Origin of the sequence: Streptomyces sp. D2-8 (assembly GCF_023184515.1) — a bacterium.
Classification (GTDB): domain Bacteria; phylum Actinomycetota; class Actinomycetes; order Streptomycetales; family Streptomycetaceae; genus Streptomyces.
In genome coordinates this window covers 23315-36143 of record NZ_JAAHBP010000020.1, presented here as the reverse complement: position 1 = coordinate 36143, position 12829 = coordinate 23315, and the positions used below count along the sequence as shown (strand labels likewise).

Here is a 12829-nt window from a genome sequence, read left to right as displayed (position 1 = left end):
CGCGGAGGACCACCCATGACGTTCGGCTGGATCGACGAGCAGGCGGAGCTGCGCGCCCGCGCCGGACTCGTACGGACTCTGCGCCCCCGTCCGGCCGATTCGCCGCTCCTCGACCTGGCGAGCAACGACTACCTCGGGCTGGCCCGCCACCCCGAGGTCACCGAGGGCGCGGCCCGGGCCGCGCGGACCTGGGGCGGTGGCTCGACGGGCTCACGGCTCGTCACCGGCACCACCGAACTGCACGCCGAACTCGAGCGGGAACTGGCCGATTTCTGCGGTTTCGAGGCAGCCCTCGTCTTCTCCTCCGGCTACGCCGCCAACCTCGCCGCCGTCACCGCGCTGGCCCCGCACGGCTCCCTGATCGTCTCCGACGCGGGCAACCACGCCTCGCTCATCGACGGCTGCCGGCTGGCCCGCGGCACCACCCAGGTCGTGGCGCACGCCGAGCCGGACGCCGTGCGCAAGGCGCTGGCCACCCACGAGGGCACGGCGATCACCGTGTCCGACACGGTCTTCTCGGTCGACGGCGACGCGGCCCCGCTCACGGCGCTGGCCGAGGCCTGCCGGGAGCACGGCGCCGGGCTGGTCGTCGACGACGCCCACGGGCTGGGCGTCCTCGGCGACGGCGGCCGCGGCGCCCCGCACGCCATGGGGCTCGCGGGCGCCGACGACGTGGTCGCAACGGTCACGCTCTCCAAGTCGCTCGGCAGCCAGGGCGGAGCCGTCCTCGGTCCCGCCCGGGTCGTCGACCACCTGGTCAACGCGGCCCGGACGTTCATCTTCGACACCGGACTCGCCCCCGCCGCGGCGGGGGCGGCCCTGTCTGCCCTGCGGCTGCTGCGCCGCGAGCCGGAACGGGCGGCACGGGCCCGTGCGGTGGCGGGCGAACTGTACGCACGCCTGACCGCCGCGGGTCTGGAAGCGGTACGACCGGACGCCGCGGTGGTCTCGGTGCGGGCGCCCTCACCCGAGGACGCCGTGCGCTGGGCGGCGGAGTGCCGCGCGGCGGGCCTGGCCGTGGGCTGCTTCCGGCCCCCTTCCGTGCCGGACGGCATCTCACGGCTCAGGCTGACCGCCCGCGCGGACCTGACCGGTCAGCAGATCGAACGCGCTGTACGGCTGATCGGCGAGACGCGGCCATGAGTCGGCGTGACACGGCCGTGCGTCGCACGATGACGGTCTGTCTGATCAAACACGGTCACATACGGTCGACCCCGGCCGCGAACGCGGCCCAGCTCCCCGGAGAGAAGAGCAGCGCGGGTCCGGCCGGGTCCTTGGAGTCGCGCACGGCGAGCAGTCCGGCCCAGGGCGGGGCATCCGGACACGCGGTTTCGACGCAGTTGTTCGCGCCGGTGCTGTAGCTGCTGCGCAACCACCGCACACCGTGCAGTTCGCTGCTTGAGGGGACGTGACGAGGCAGTGCACGCATGGTGCCTCCTTACGCGCCGGCGGCTGTCCCGGCGATGAAATCCAACGAGTCCTCGGGCGAAAGGGCGTGGATCTGAAGGGCGTTGAAGGCCTCCGTGTAGGCCTGGAGGTCTTCTTTCCGTTCGAGGTAGAGGCTACTCGTCAAGTGGTCGAGAACAACTACATCCAGATCAGAAGTGCTCGAAAATGAGAAGATAACGAAAGGTCCGGTGACACCGATGTGCGCCCCGGCGGCGAACGGCAGGACCTGGAGGCGCACTTGGGGCAGCCGGGCCGCCTCGACCAGTCGTTCCAGCTGGCGGGCCATGACCCCGGGCCCGCCCACCTCCCGCCTCAGCACCGCCTCGTCCAGGACGGCGCTGAGGTTCAGCGGGGGATCCGCGCGCAACACGTCCTGCCGGGCCAGCCGCACCTCGACCAGCGTGTCGAGCCGGTCCTCCGGGAGTCCCTCCACCGCGGCCTTCGTCACCGCACGGGCGTACTCGGGCGTCTGGAGCAGGCCCGGGACGACGGTGGTCTCCAGCGTGCGCATCGCGCCGGCCTGCGACTCCAGGCTGATGAAGTCCCGGTAGGTCGGCGGCAGTACCCCGCGGTAGGCGTGCCACCAGTGGTGCCGGCCGCCGCTGTCGTCGGATCCGGCCAACATCATGAGGAGGCCGCGAAGTTCGGAGTCTGCCACGCCGTAGGCGTCGAGTAGTAACCGCACGTCGGGCGGTCTCACCCCGCTCGTGCCCGTTTCGATCCGGCTGACCTTGGACTGGTGCCAGCCCACCAGCCGGGCCGCCTCACCGCTCGTGAGCCCCGCCGAGGTGCGCAGCGCACGCAGTTCGGCGCCCAGTTTCCGGCGGCGCACCGCGGGACCGTGCTGCATGGGCTCCTCCTTACTCCTTCCGAGCCACCCAAATACGGTCTCGCGTCGCAGAGTTCACCGCTTTGAGCGACAGATATATGCATATCTTGGTGGATCGCCGCCCTTCAGGGGGGTTCTGGTGGCAGTCTGGCGACGAAGCACCAGTCCGGGACCGTACTCGAACCATCCGCTCCGTGTCGGGCCGCGGTCCCGTGGGAAAGGGACGACGTCGCCATGGCAGACCATCTGGAAGCATCCCTCACTCTGCCGAGCGATCCCGCCTCGGTCTCCGCAGCGCGTGCCTATGTGGTGGGCACGCTGGCGGAGTGGGGCCTGCCGGCGGACACGGAAGTGTCCGACACCGTCCGGCTCATCATCTCCGAACTCGCCACCAACGCCGTCCAGCACACCTTCGGCCAGTCGCCCACGTTCACCGTGGACGTCGAGCTCGACCGCGACGAGCACCTGCGCATCGGTGTCACGGACAGCCACCCGCGCTTTCCCAGACGCCTGCCCGCCGCCGTCCAGCAGGACAACGGCCGCGGCCTGGTCATCATCCGCTGGCTGACCGCGGAATGCGGCGGCAGACTCCGCATCCGCCCCACCCGCGAAGGCGGCAAGACCATCTCGATCGAACTGCCGTGGGTCGTTCCGGTCCAGCCGGCGACGACGGCGGTCCAGCAGGAGCTGTAGACCTCACACACATCCGCCGCTCCACCCCGCCTGCCGCGGCACAGGGCCACGCCCTCGCAGCAGGACCGAGAGACCTCCCCAACCCCTCCGCCGAACGGGCCGTCTCGCCCGCCCCGGCCCGCGCGACCGACATCCGGGCCGCCCGCACGGCTACGACGCCTCCTCCGAGCCTCGCGACCCGCCGGAGCCCGTGGCCGTCACCGCTGCCGTGCCGACGCCTCCCGGCGCGCTGCCGCTCCTCGAAGCCCCGACGGCTGCCTGACGGTGCGCCGCAGCGGTGCGGGGACCCTCACGTCGCCCCGGGCAGGCTCCTCCTCGGTGGTCCCCTCGGTGCCGTCCGCCTCCCCACGCGGCCCCGCCCGCCGCACCAGCCTCGGGAGCAGCCCCCACAGGCCGACGCAGACCAGGAAGGTCGCGGCGCCCGCGGCGATACCGCCGGTCCGGCCCGTGGTCACGTCGACCACCAGCAGCACGGAACCGCTGAACGCGAACACCAGCACGCTCAGACCGGTGGTGGCCAGGCGCGAGGAGACCTGCACGATGCGGGGCTTGGCGCCCTGCTGGAAGAGGGAGCGGTGCAGTGCGGCCGGTGCGGTGAAGAGCGCGGCGGCCAGGACCGCCAGCAGCAGCGTGATGACGTAGGTGACGCGCTGGACCGTGTCGAGGTCCTCGAAACGTGACGTGAAGGCCAGCGACAGAAGGAAGGCGAAGAGGATCTGCACACCCGTTTGGGTGACGCGGAGTTCCTGGAGCAGCTCGACGAAGTTGCGGTCGGCGCGTTGCAGCGGAGTCTCGTTGCGCGCGGTGCAGGGTCGATGCTCGGCCATGGGGTCACGGGTATCCACGTGAGCCCGTGTCACGCTCCGGCGGGCGGCGGCGCGTCAGGACGCCGCCGCACGCCGGGCTGGTCACTTCACGCGCCCGTACCAGACGCTCTTGGTCCAGATCTTCTGCAGCCGCACCACGTCCCCGCTCTTCGGGGAGTGCCAGAGCTTGTTCTTACCCGCGTAGATACCGACGTGGTACACGTTGCTGCCCGAGTGGAAGAACACCAGGTCTCCGGCCTTGCGGTTCTTGGCGGAGATGTGGCGCGTCTTGTTGTACTGCTGGGCAGCCGTGCGGGGGAGCTTCTTGCCGGCCTTCTTGAACGAATAGAGCGTGAGCCCGGAGCAGTCGAACCGGTGCGGACCGGTGGCCCCGTACTTGTAGGGTGAACCCTTCTTGGAGGCCGCGATCTGGAGTGCCTTGGTCGCCGGTGCGGCTGCCGCGGCGTCGGAGGCGAAGCCGGGCGCCACGATCGAGCCGCCCACCGCGGCGATGGTGAGCGCCGAGGCCGTTCCGGCCCGGGCCATGAGCGACGGGACACGATTGAGCGCAGTCATGCGCAACCCTTCGTCAGCCGCCTGTGAAGGATGACCTGTCGGATTCGGGCTGGCGAAGTTGCCCGGCCGCTGACGCGGCTTCACCCCAAGGGCTGCTCGGGTCCGGTCATGGTGTGACCGTCCCGGCGACCCGTCGTGCTTGGGTCCTCCACTCCTGCCGATCCACTCCTGTCGACCGGTCATCCGGGTGGCGGCAGGACTCGGCGTCCGCCCGGATCGCCCCGCCACAGCGGCGGGGGCTTGTCGTCAGACAGGGATCTTGGCTCATGGCTGTCCGGATTTCCCAACGGAACCGGGGGTTTGTGTTGTTACTCACCACTCACCCGTTCGGGTGGACACGTGTGCGTTCGAGCCACTGTCCACGGGTTCGCGAAGCATCGGACCAGCGACGGAATGCCCCATTGCGCCCGCGGGCTACGCGCGTTGCGCAACCGGATCGGTCCCAAAATCGGTCGTCCCCCTACTCCGAACAGGGGTACGTCTTTTGGTCCGTTTCAACTCAGGTCCGGACGCTTCGCCGACAGGGCGGGCGTCCGGACCGACGGTCGCGCGTCAACTGACGGACTCCGGGGGCAGGGTGAGCCGGGCCGTGCGCCGCTCGCCGTCCAGCACCCGCAGTGCCCGGGCCAGCGTGCCGGCGTGCAGCTCGGTCTCGCCCCGCTGGTGCATCAGGGCCAGTGCGTCACGCAGCGCGGTCGCCTTGCCGACCAGGGCCTGGGCGGCGCGCAGTCCGCGGTAGGTGTCCCCGTCCTGGGCCGGGTTGATACGGCCGAGCAGGTCGACGACCTCGAGGTAACGGTCGATCAGTTCCGCCTCGGCGCGGGTCAGGGCGGGCAGCGGCGGCAGTTCGGGCGGCAGCACCAGGGCCTCACTCGCCGGTCGGCGGAGCCAGGGTGGCCTTGCGACTGGGGATGATCCCGTCCACCAGGCCGTACTCCACCGCCTCCTGGGCGGTGAGGACCTTGTCCCGCTCGATGTCCGCGCTCACCTGCTCGCGGGTGCGGCCCGTGTGCAGCGCGAGCATCTCCTCCATCCGGCTCCGGACGCGCGTCAACTCGTCGGCCTGGATGGCCAGATCGTCGGCCTGGCCCCGGACCGGCTCGGGCAGTGCGGGCTGATGGATCACCAGGCGTGCGTCGGGCAGTGCGAATCGCTTGCCGGGCGTGCCCGCCGCCAGCAGGACCGAGGAGGCGGCGCCGGCCTGGCCCAGGCAGATCGTCTCCACGTCGCAGGAGAGGTACCGCATCGTGTCGTAGATCGCCGTCATCGCGTGGAACGTGCCGCCGGGGGAGTTGATGTAGAGCGAGACGTCGCGCTCGGGGGCCTGGTGCTCGAGGTGCATGAACTGGGCCATCACGTCGTTCGCCGAGGTCTCGTCCACGGGTGCCCCTAGGAAGACGATCCGCTCCTCCAGAAGCTTGGAGTACGGATCCATCGTCCGGAGCCCGGACCCCGTGCGTTCGGTGAACTCGGGCAGCACGTAGCGGGCGGACGATCGGGTCATGGCGAACCCCTCCTCGCGGGCGGAGCTGTCTCCGGCGACAGCCGTCTCTGTGAAAAATGTACAGGACGTACGTCACGTTATGATGGGGACATGGCCTACGAGATTCCGGTGACGCAAGCCAGGGCTGAACTCGCCGACCTGATCAACCGCGTGGTGTACGCCGGCGAACGCGTCGTCGTGACCCGGCACGGCAAGCCCCTCGTCGCCCTCGTATCGGCCGATGACCTGCGGCGACTCGAAGAGACTCAGGAGCTCGCGGAGGTCGCGGAGGAGCAGGTGATCAGCGCGGTCTCCACGGTCCGGGAGGTCGCGTCCACTCCTGTCGAGCCACGGCGATTGGGCATCGCGGCGGAGCACCGGAGCGCCGGCCCGGCCTGACGAAAGGCCGTGCGTCCCCGTCCGCCACAGCGGGGACACACGGTCGTCTGCTGTGAGGTCGCCCGGGCGCGGGCGGGGCGGTGGTCAGCCGACGGCCGACAGCTCCCGCCGGTCGGCCGCGGGCTCACCGCCCGTCTTCCGTGCCCGGAGCGAGCTGCCGAGCAGTACGGCACCCAGCCCCAGCACCGCCCACCAGGCCAGGGTCAGCGCGGGCCCGGTCGCCGCCGCGCCGTCGAAGTACGACACCGAGCGCAGGAGTGTCGTACCCGCGCCGGGCGGCAGCCACTGGCCGATCGCGCCGGCCGGTTCCGGCAGCATCTGCGGGGCCGAGGTGGCGCCGGAGAAGGGGTTGCCCAGCAGCATCACCACGGCGGCGCCGATGCCCGTGCCGGCGGGACCGACCAGGGCGGCGAGGCCGGCGACGGCACCGCCGACGGCCGCCGTGGACAGGCCGAGTACCGCCGCCTCCGCCCACCAGTCGCCGCCGAGCGTCCCGAGCCAGCTGTGCGCGATCCCGGCCGCGACCACGCCCACCAGGGCGGACGCGCCGAGCAGCGCGAGCACGGCCCGGATGCCGCGCAGCCCCAGCAGGGTGACCACCGCACCCGCCGCGATACCGGCCAGGGCGAGCGGCAGTACGGCGGCGTTCAGCACCGCGCCGCGCGGATCACTGGCCGGGGTGGGCACGACGTCGACCGTTTCGACCTGTGCGCCTCCGGCGGCGGCCTGCTGCGCCACGGCCTGCTGGAGGAACTGCGCGACAGCCGGTCCGGCCGCGGACGCGGTGAGCAGTTCGGGCCCCTGCGGCGTGACCACGACCGCGCCGTAGACCTTCCGGTCCTCGATGGCGTCCCGGGCGGCGGCCTCGTCGGCGTAGCGGTGGATCTCGAAGGCGCCCTCGTGCCGCTCCAGTCGCCGCTCGACCTGGGCCGCCGCGGCGGGCGGTCCGGCCACGCCCAGCGGCAGGTCGCGGGGGGCGATACGGGAGGCAGGCCAGGCGAAGGCCCACAGGGCGAGGGCCGCCAGGACGGGCACGAGGACGACGACCGCGATCAGGTGGCGGTTGCGGGAAGGCATGAGGGTCTCCTGAAGCGAGCGGAACCGGAGGGCACCGGAAGCGGGAGCGCTAAAAAGAAGGATCGTTCGTTTTTATTCTGCCCCTACCGTGCCCCGCTCGCGGCGGCTTGTCAAGAATGAATATTCGTTTTAAGTTGGGGATCATGGCCCGCGTGTCCCAGGAACATCTCGACGCCCGCCGCCGCCAGATCCTCGACGGCGCCGCGCTCTGCTTCGCCCGCAACGGCTTCCACGCCACGTCCATGCAGGACGTGCTGAAGGAGGTCGACCTCTCGGCGGGGGCGGTGTACCGCTACTTCAGCGGCAAGGAGGAGCTGATCGGCGCCATCGTCGCCGAGGTGCTCGGTTCGGTCCGCGGGGCCTTCGAGGAGGCGGCCCGGCAGAGTCCGCCCCCGCCGCCGGACGAACTCGTCGCCTCCGTCCTCGGCAAGACGCTCGCCGCTCGTGAGTCCCTGGTCGTCGACGGCCGGCCCGCCTTCCCGCGGCTCGTCATCCAGGTGTGGACGGAGACGCTGCGCAACGAGGAGCTGGCGGACCTCCTGCGGGAGGGCTACAGCTCGGTCCGTGCGGCCTGGGGGAGGATCGTCGAGGGCTACCAGGAGGCCGGGATGATGCGGGCGGACGTGGCGCCGGACCATGTGGCCCGCACGATGATCGCCGCCGTGCTCGGGTTCATCGCACAGCAGTCCCTCTTCGGGCCGGCCCCGGTCGAGATCCTCCGGGACGGTCTGCGGGCACTGACGAGCATGCGGGACGAGAACACCGCAAACGGTGGATCACAGCTCGGTTAACGTGTCCGAAACGCGGTCCAACTAGCCTGCCGCTCCACGCCACCTGGCACTTTGCCCCGTGGCCGCGGCAACCGGGCCCCGCACGGCCCGGAGCGAGGACTGTGAGGTGGGACGTGCAACTGACCCCGCACGAGCAAGAACGACTGCTGATCCACGTGGCGGCCGACGTGGCCGAGAAGCGCCGGGCCCGCGGACTGAAGCTCAACCACCCCGAGGCGGTCGCGCTCATCACCTCGCACATCCTGGAGGGCGCGCGGGACGGCCGGACCGTCGCGGAACTCATGTCCTCCGGACGTAATCTCCTGACCAGGGACGACGTCATGGAGGGCATCCCGGAGATGATCCACGACGTCCAGGTCGAGGCCACCTTCCCGGACGGCACCAAGCTCGTCACCGTCCACGACCCGATCGTCTGACGGGGAGGCCGCCGTGATTCCCGGAGAGATCCTGTTCGCCGAGGACCCGATTGCCTACAACGAGGGTCGCGAGGTCACCCGGCTCACCGTCCTCAACGCCGCCGACCGGCCCGTGCAGGTCGGCTCCCACTACCACTTCGCCGAGGCCAATCCCGGCCTGGAGTTCGACCGCGCCGCCGCGCGCGGCAAGCGGCTGAACGTCGCCGCCGGCACGGCCGTGCGCTTCGAGCCCGGGATCCCCGTCGACGTCGAACTCGTTCCGCTGGCCGGCGCCCGTGTGGTGCCCGGTCTGCGCGGGGAGACCGGAGGTGCCCTCGATGCCTGAGATCTCGCGTGCCGCGTACGCCGACCTGTTCGGCCCGACGACCGGCGACCGGATCCGCCTCGCCGACACCGACCTGCTGGTCGAGATCGAGGAGGACCGCACCGGCGGCCCCGGACTCGCCGGTGACGAGGCCGTGTTCGGCGGCGGCAAGGTCATCCGCGAGTCCATGGGCCAGGCACGTGCCACGCGGGCGGAGGGCACCCCGGACACCGTGATCACCGGAGCGGTGATCATCGACCACTGGGGGATCGTCAAGGCCGACGTCGGCATCCGCGACGGCCGGATCACCGGCATCGGCAAGGCCGGCAACCCCGACACCATGGACGGCGTCCACCCGGACCTGGTCATCGGCCCGGAGACCGAGATCATCGCCGGCAACGGGCGGATCCTCACGGCCGGTGCGATCGACGCGCACGTCCACTTCATCTGCCCGCAGATCGCCGACGAAGCGCTGTCCTCCGGCATCACCACCCTCGTCGGCGGCGGTACGGGCCCGGCCGAGGGCTCCAAGGCCACCACCGTGACCCCCGGCCCCTGGCATCTCGCGCGGATGCTGGAGGCGATGGAGGCCTATCCGCTCAACATCGGCCTGCTGGGCAAGGGCAACACCGTCTCGCACGAGGCGATGCTGTCGCAGATCCGCGGCGGCGCGCTCGGCCTGAAACTGCACGAGGACTGGGGCTCCACCCCGGCCGTCATCGACGCCTCGCTGACCGTCGCCGAGCAGACGGGCACCCAGGTCGCGATCCACACGGACACGCTCAACGAGGCGGGGTTCGTGGGCGACACCCTCGCCGCGATCGCCGGGCGGGGCATCCACGCGTACCACACCGAGGGCGCCGGCGGCGGGCACGCGCCGGACATCATGACCGTGGTCTCCGAGACGTACGTGCTGCCCAGCTCGACGAACCCGACCCGGCCGTTCACCGTCAACACCGCCGAGGAACACCTCGACATGCTGATGGTGTGCCACCACCTCAACCCCGCGGTGCCGGAGGACCTGGCCTTCGCCGAGTCCCGGATCCGGCCGTCCACGATCGGGGCCGAGGACGTGCTGCACGACCTGGGCGCGATCTCGATCATCTCCTCCGACTCCCAGGCCATGGGGCGCGTCGGCGAGGTCGTCATGCGCACCTGGCAGACCGCGCACGTGATGAAGCGGCGGCGGGGCGCGCTGCCCGGGGACGGACGGGCCGACAACCGTCGCGTACGTCGCTATGTCGCCAAGTACACGATCAACCCCGCGTTCGCCCAGGGCCTGGCCCGGGAGATCGGATCGGTCGAGAGCGGCAAGCTGGCCGACCTGGTGCTGTGGGAGCCGGCGTTCTTCGGCGTCAAGCCGCAACTCGTCATCAAGGGCGGGCAGATCGCGTACGCGCAGATGGGCGACGCGAACGCCTCGATCCCCACGCCGCAGCCGATCCTGCCGCGCCCGATGTACGGGGCGATCGGGCGGGCACCGGCCTCCAACTCCGTCAACTTCGTCGCGCCCCTGGCCGTCGAGGCCGGACTGCCGGAGCGGCTGGGGCTCGGGAAGCGGTTCGTGGCGATCGAGTCGACGCGCGGCGTGACCAAGGCCGACATGCGGGAGAACGACGCGCGGCCCGAGGTGCGGGTCGACCCCGACAGCTTCGCCGTGCACATCGACGGGGAGCTGGTCGAGGCGGCTCCGGCGGCCGAACTGCCCATGGCTCAGCGGTACTTCCTGTTCTGAGGTGGTCTGATGTCGCGTGCAGCGCTTCTCGTCCTGGCCGACGGGCGGTTTCCCGCCGGTGGACATGCGCACTCCGGTGGTGCCGAGGCGGCGGTCAAGTCCGGGCGGATCAGTGGGGCGGCGAGCCTGGGGGAGTTCTGCCGGGGACGGTTGCACACGGCGGGGCTGGTGGCGGCGGGACTGTCCGCGGCGGCGGCCCTCGGGATCGATCCCGTCGCGCTGGACCGTGCCGCGGACGCGCGCACGCCGTGCCCGGCGCTGCGGGTCGCCGCCCGGAAGCTGGGACGGCAGTTGCTGCGGGCCGCGCGGGCGACCTGGCCCTCCGCCGAACTGGACGCCCTCGGCAGGGAGTTCCCCAAAGGGGCGCATCAGCCGGTGGTGCTGGGGCTGGCGGCCCGGGCAGCGGGGCTGGGGCCGGTGGACGCGGCGTACTGCGCGGCGTACGAGAGCGTGAGCGGGCCCGCGTCGGCGACGGTGCGGCTGCTGAGTCTGGATCCGTTCGACGCCACGGGGGTGCTGGCCCGGCTGGCGCCGGAGGTGGACCGGGTCGCGGACCGGGCGGTGGAGGCGGCCCGGAAGGTGGTCGACGAGGGGGTCGACGCCTTGCCGGCGGGGTCGGCGCCGTTGCTGGAGATCGGGGCGGAGGTGCATGCGGCGTGGCCAGTACGCCTGTTCGCATCATAAGGACGCTCAGGTAACCCACTCAGGCGCGCGGGGCTGTGTTCGGTATGCGGCTCCGCCGCGTGAGCCCGACCAGCCCTCACCCACCCGCACCCGACCACGAGCCCTCAGGAGCCGCACATGCACCTCGAACACCACCGCGACACCCCCACCGCCCTCAGCGCGGACGCCCACCGCCCCGACGGCACCCGCAGAGCGCTCCGCATCGGGCTCGGCGGCCCCGTGGGGTCCGGGAAGACCGCCACCGTCGCCGCGCTCTGCCGGGCGCTCAGGGACGAGCTGGCGCTCGCCGTCGTCACCAACGACATCTACACGCGCGAGGACGCCGAGTTCCTGCTCCGCGAGGCCGTGCTGCCGCCCGAGCGGATCACGGCCGTGGAGACGGGCGCCTGCCCGCACACCGCGATCCGGGACGACATCTCCGCGAACCTGGAGGCGGTGGAGGATCTGGAGGACGCGGTCGGGCCCCTGGATCTGGTCCTGGTGGAGTCCGGCGGGGACAACCTCACCGCGACCTTCTCCAAGGGGCTCGTCGACGCGCAGATCTTCGTGATCGACGTGGCCGGGGGCGACGACATCCCGCGCAAGGGCGGGCCGGGCGTGACCACCGCCGACCTGCTCGTCGTCAACAAGACCGACCTCGCCCCGTACGTCGGCTCCGACCTCGCCCGGATGGCCGCCGACGCCAAGGCGCAGCGCGCTGAACTGCCGGTCGTCTTCCAGTCGTTGCGGAGCGAGGCCGGAGTGGCGGACGTCGCCGCGTGGGTGCGTGCGCAGCTCGCCGCGTGGACGGCCTGAGCGTGAGTGCCGGTGCCGGGGTGCGGTCCGTCGCGCGGATCGTCGCCCGTGACGACGGGCGCGGCGGGACCTCGCTGCCCGTGCTGGAGAGCGACGGGCCGCTGGCGCTGCGGCGCACCCGGGCCACCGGCGCCGAGGCGCGGGTCATGCTGGTCGGCGCGATGAGCGGGCCGCTCGGCGGTGACCACTTCACCCTGGTGGGCCGGGTGGAAGAGGGAGCGCGGCTGTCCGTGGGCTCGGCCGCCGCCACGATCGCGCTGCCCGGGCAGGCGAAGGGCGATGCCCGTTACGACGTCCGGCTCAATGTCGCCGATCACGGCGAACTGCACTGGCTGCCCGAGCAGTTGATCTCCGCCCACGGCAGTGACCTGTCTGTCACCACCCGGGTCGAGCTCGCCGCCACCGCCCGGCTCGTGCTGCGCGAGGAGCAGGTGCTCGGGCGCGTCGGTGAGGAACCCGGGCGGCTCACGAGCCGTCTGACGGTGCGGGTCGCCGGGCAGGTCGTGCTCGACCAGGAATTGGCCTGCGGGCCCGGCGCGCCGGGCGGCTGGGACGGGCCCGCCGTGCTGGCGGGTCATCGGGCGGTCGGCCAACTGGTCGTCGTACAACCGGAGTTCGCCGCCGAGCCGGTGGCGGCCCGGGTGCTGGGGGAGGGGGCCTCGGTGGTGCCGCTCGCCGGGCCCGCCGCGCTGGTGACGGCGGTGGCGCCGGACGCCCTCCGGCTGCGGCGGCTGCTCGACGAGGCCCTCACGTCGCTCCCGCGGACGTAGGCGTCCGCAGAACAGAACGAAC

The 12829-nt window shown here is 71.9% G+C and carries 17 protein-coding genes and 1 riboswitch; of the genes, 10 read left to right on the top strand and 7 right to left on the bottom strand.

The genetic code is table 11. The features are described from left to right. Nucleotides 1-15 precede the first annotated feature (15 nt). The gene (locus G3I77_RS29530) at nt 16-1143 is read left to right on the top strand and encodes an 8-amino-7-oxononanoate synthase (RefSeq protein WP_248508367.1); all 1128 of its coding nucleotides are present in this window, start codon (nt 16-18) and stop codon (nt 1141-1143) included. A gap of 55 nt (nt 1144-1198) precedes the next feature. Here G3I77_RS29530 and G3I77_RS29525 read toward each other — a convergent pair whose 3' ends face one another. Both G3I77_RS29525 and G3I77_RS29520 read right to left on the bottom strand, forming a co-directional pair. Next, entirely contained in the window at nt 1199-1429 is a 231-nt protein-coding gene (locus G3I77_RS29525) for a DUF397 domain-containing protein (RefSeq protein WP_248508365.1), read from the bottom strand. Between the two features lie 9 nt (nt 1430-1438). Further along, entirely contained in the window at nt 1439-2299 is an 861-nt protein-coding gene (locus tag G3I77_RS29520) for a helix-turn-helix transcriptional regulator (RefSeq protein WP_248508363.1), read from the bottom strand. 213 nt (nt 2300-2512) lie between these two features. Here G3I77_RS29520 and G3I77_RS29515 point away from each other — a divergent pair, with 213 nt between their 5' ends. Further along, on the top strand, nt 2513-2971 hold the full coding sequence (locus G3I77_RS29515; RefSeq protein WP_248508361.1) for an ATP-binding protein: 459 nt from the start codon (nt 2513-2515) through the stop codon (nt 2969-2971). Nucleotides 2972-3168: 197 nt separating this feature from the next. Here G3I77_RS29515 and G3I77_RS29510 read toward each other — a convergent pair whose 3' ends face one another. The 4 genes from G3I77_RS29510 to G3I77_RS29495 form a co-directional block, all read right to left on the bottom strand. Then, complete coding sequence (locus G3I77_RS29510) at nt 3169-3798, bottom strand: DUF6328 family protein (protein WP_248508359.1); 630 nt, start codon at nt 3796-3798, stop codon at nt 3169-3171. 81 nt (nt 3799-3879) lie between these two features. Beyond that, complete coding sequence (locus tag G3I77_RS29505) at nt 3880-4353, bottom strand: C40 family peptidase (protein WP_248508357.1); 474 nt, start codon at nt 4351-4353, stop codon at nt 3880-3882. Nucleotides 4354-4356: 3 nt separating this feature from the next. After that, nucleotides 4357-4569, bottom strand: a riboswitch (cyclic di-AMP (ydaO/yuaA leader). A 336-nt stretch (nt 4570-4905) separates the two neighbouring features. Beyond that, nucleotides 4906-5214 carry a hypothetical protein gene (locus G3I77_RS29500; RefSeq protein WP_248508354.1) on the bottom strand — a complete coding sequence of 103 codons (309 nt, stop codon included), beginning with the start codon at nt 5212-5214 and terminating at the stop codon, nt 4906-4908. A gap of 7 nt (nt 5215-5221) precedes the next feature. Beyond that, nucleotides 5222-5857, bottom strand: a complete 636-nt coding sequence (locus tag G3I77_RS29495) for an ATP-dependent Clp protease proteolytic subunit (protein WP_248508351.1) — start codon at nt 5855-5857, stop codon at nt 5222-5224. 90 nt (nt 5858-5947) lie between these two features. Here G3I77_RS29495 and G3I77_RS29490 point away from each other — a divergent pair, with 90 nt between their 5' ends. Further along, complete coding sequence (locus G3I77_RS29490; protein ID WP_248508349.1) at nt 5948-6235, top strand: type II toxin-antitoxin system Phd/YefM family antitoxin; 288 nt, start codon at nt 5948-5950, stop codon at nt 6233-6235. 84 nt (nt 6236-6319) lie between these two features. Here G3I77_RS29490 and G3I77_RS29485 read toward each other — a convergent pair whose 3' ends face one another. Further along, nucleotides 6320-7312, bottom strand: coding sequence for an ABC transporter permease (locus G3I77_RS29485; RefSeq protein WP_248508348.1), 993 nt, complete (start codon nt 7310-7312; stop codon nt 6320-6322). A gap of 143 nt (nt 7313-7455) precedes the next feature. On the opposite strand from G3I77_RS29485, the gene G3I77_RS29480 reads away from it, so the two are divergent. The 7 genes from G3I77_RS29480 (at nt 7456) to G3I77_RS29450 (ending at nt 12807) form a co-directional block, all read left to right on the top strand. Further along, nucleotides 7456-8103, top strand: coding sequence for a TetR/AcrR family transcriptional regulator (locus G3I77_RS29480; protein WP_248508347.1), 648 nt, complete (start codon nt 7456-7458; stop codon nt 8101-8103). Between the two features lie 113 nt (nt 8104-8216). Then, the gene (locus tag G3I77_RS29475; RefSeq protein ID WP_248508346.1) at nt 8217-8519 is read left to right on the top strand and encodes an urease subunit gamma; all 303 of its coding nucleotides are present in this window, start codon (nt 8217-8219) and stop codon (nt 8517-8519) included. 13 nt (nt 8520-8532) lie between these two features. Further along, nucleotides 8533-8844, top strand: a complete 312-nt coding sequence (locus G3I77_RS29470) for an urease subunit beta (protein WP_053674249.1) — start codon at nt 8533-8535, stop codon at nt 8842-8844. Next, nucleotides 8837-10558 carry an urease subunit alpha gene (locus G3I77_RS29465; RefSeq protein WP_248508345.1) on the top strand — a complete coding sequence of 574 codons (1722 nt, stop codon included), beginning with the start codon at nt 8837-8839 and terminating at the stop codon, nt 10556-10558. Before G3I77_RS29470 ends, G3I77_RS29465 begins: the two co-directional genes overlap by 8 nt. Nucleotides 10559-10567: 9 nt before the next feature. Then, nucleotides 10568-11242, top strand: coding sequence for an urease accessory protein UreF (locus G3I77_RS29460; protein ID WP_248508344.1), 675 nt, complete (start codon nt 10568-10570; stop codon nt 11240-11242). Nucleotides 11243-11359: 117 nt separating this feature from the next. Next, nucleotides 11360-12037 carry an urease accessory protein UreG gene (gene ureG, locus G3I77_RS29455; protein ID WP_248508343.1) on the top strand — a complete coding sequence of 226 codons (678 nt, stop codon included), beginning with the start codon at nt 11360-11362 and terminating at the stop codon, nt 12035-12037. A gap of 2 nt (nt 12038-12039) precedes the next feature. Further along, nucleotides 12040-12807 (top strand): urease accessory protein UreD, encoded by a 768-nt coding sequence (locus tag G3I77_RS29450; protein WP_374387230.1) that lies wholly within the window; start codon nt 12040-12042, stop codon nt 12805-12807. Nucleotides 12808-12829 lie beyond the last annotated feature (22 nt).

Bases quoted from the DNA above. Each gene is read 5' to 3' on its own strand.
- G3I77_RS29465 (WP_248508345.1), top strand. From the start codon at position 8,837: ATGCCTGAGATCTCGCGTGCCGCGTACGCCGACCTGTTCGGCCCGACG.
- G3I77_RS29510 (WP_248508359.1), bottom strand. From the start codon at position 3,798: ATGGCCGAGCATCGACCCTGCACCGCGCGCAACGAGACTCCGCTGCAA.
- ureG (WP_248508343.1), top strand. From the start codon at position 11,360: ATGCACCTCGAACACCACCGCGACACCCCCACCGCCCTCAGCGCGGAC.
- G3I77_RS29460 (WP_248508344.1), top strand. From the start codon at position 10,568: ATGTCGCGTGCAGCGCTTCTCGTCCTGGCCGACGGGCGGTTTCCCGCC.
- G3I77_RS29490 (WP_248508349.1), top strand. From the start codon at position 5,948: ATGGCCTACGAGATTCCGGTGACGCAAGCCAGGGCTGAACTCGCCGAC.
- G3I77_RS29480 (WP_248508347.1), top strand. From the start codon at position 7,456: ATGGCCCGCGTGTCCCAGGAACATCTCGACGCCCGCCGCCGCCAGATC.
- G3I77_RS29520 (WP_248508363.1), bottom strand. From the start codon at position 2,299: ATGCAGCACGGTCCCGCGGTGCGCCGCCGGAAACTGGGCGCCGAACTG.
- G3I77_RS29495 (WP_248508351.1), bottom strand. From the start codon at position 5,857: ATGACCCGATCGTCCGCCCGCTACGTGCTGCCCGAGTTCACCGAACGC.
- G3I77_RS29525 (WP_248508365.1), bottom strand. From the start codon at position 1,429: ATGCGTGCACTGCCTCGTCACGTCCCCTCAAGCAGCGAACTGCACGGT.
- G3I77_RS29485 (WP_248508348.1), bottom strand. From the start codon at position 7,312: ATGCCTTCCCGCAACCGCCACCTGATCGCGGTCGTCGTCCTCGTGCCC.
- G3I77_RS29505 (WP_248508357.1), bottom strand. From the start codon at position 4,353: ATGACTGCGCTCAATCGTGTCCCGTCGCTCATGGCCCGGGCCGGAACG.
- G3I77_RS29530 (WP_248508367.1), top strand. From the start codon at position 16: ATGACGTTCGGCTGGATCGACGAGCAGGCGGAGCTGCGCGCCCGCGCC.
- G3I77_RS29515 (WP_248508361.1), top strand. From the start codon at position 2,513: ATGGCAGACCATCTGGAAGCATCCCTCACTCTGCCGAGCGATCCCGCC.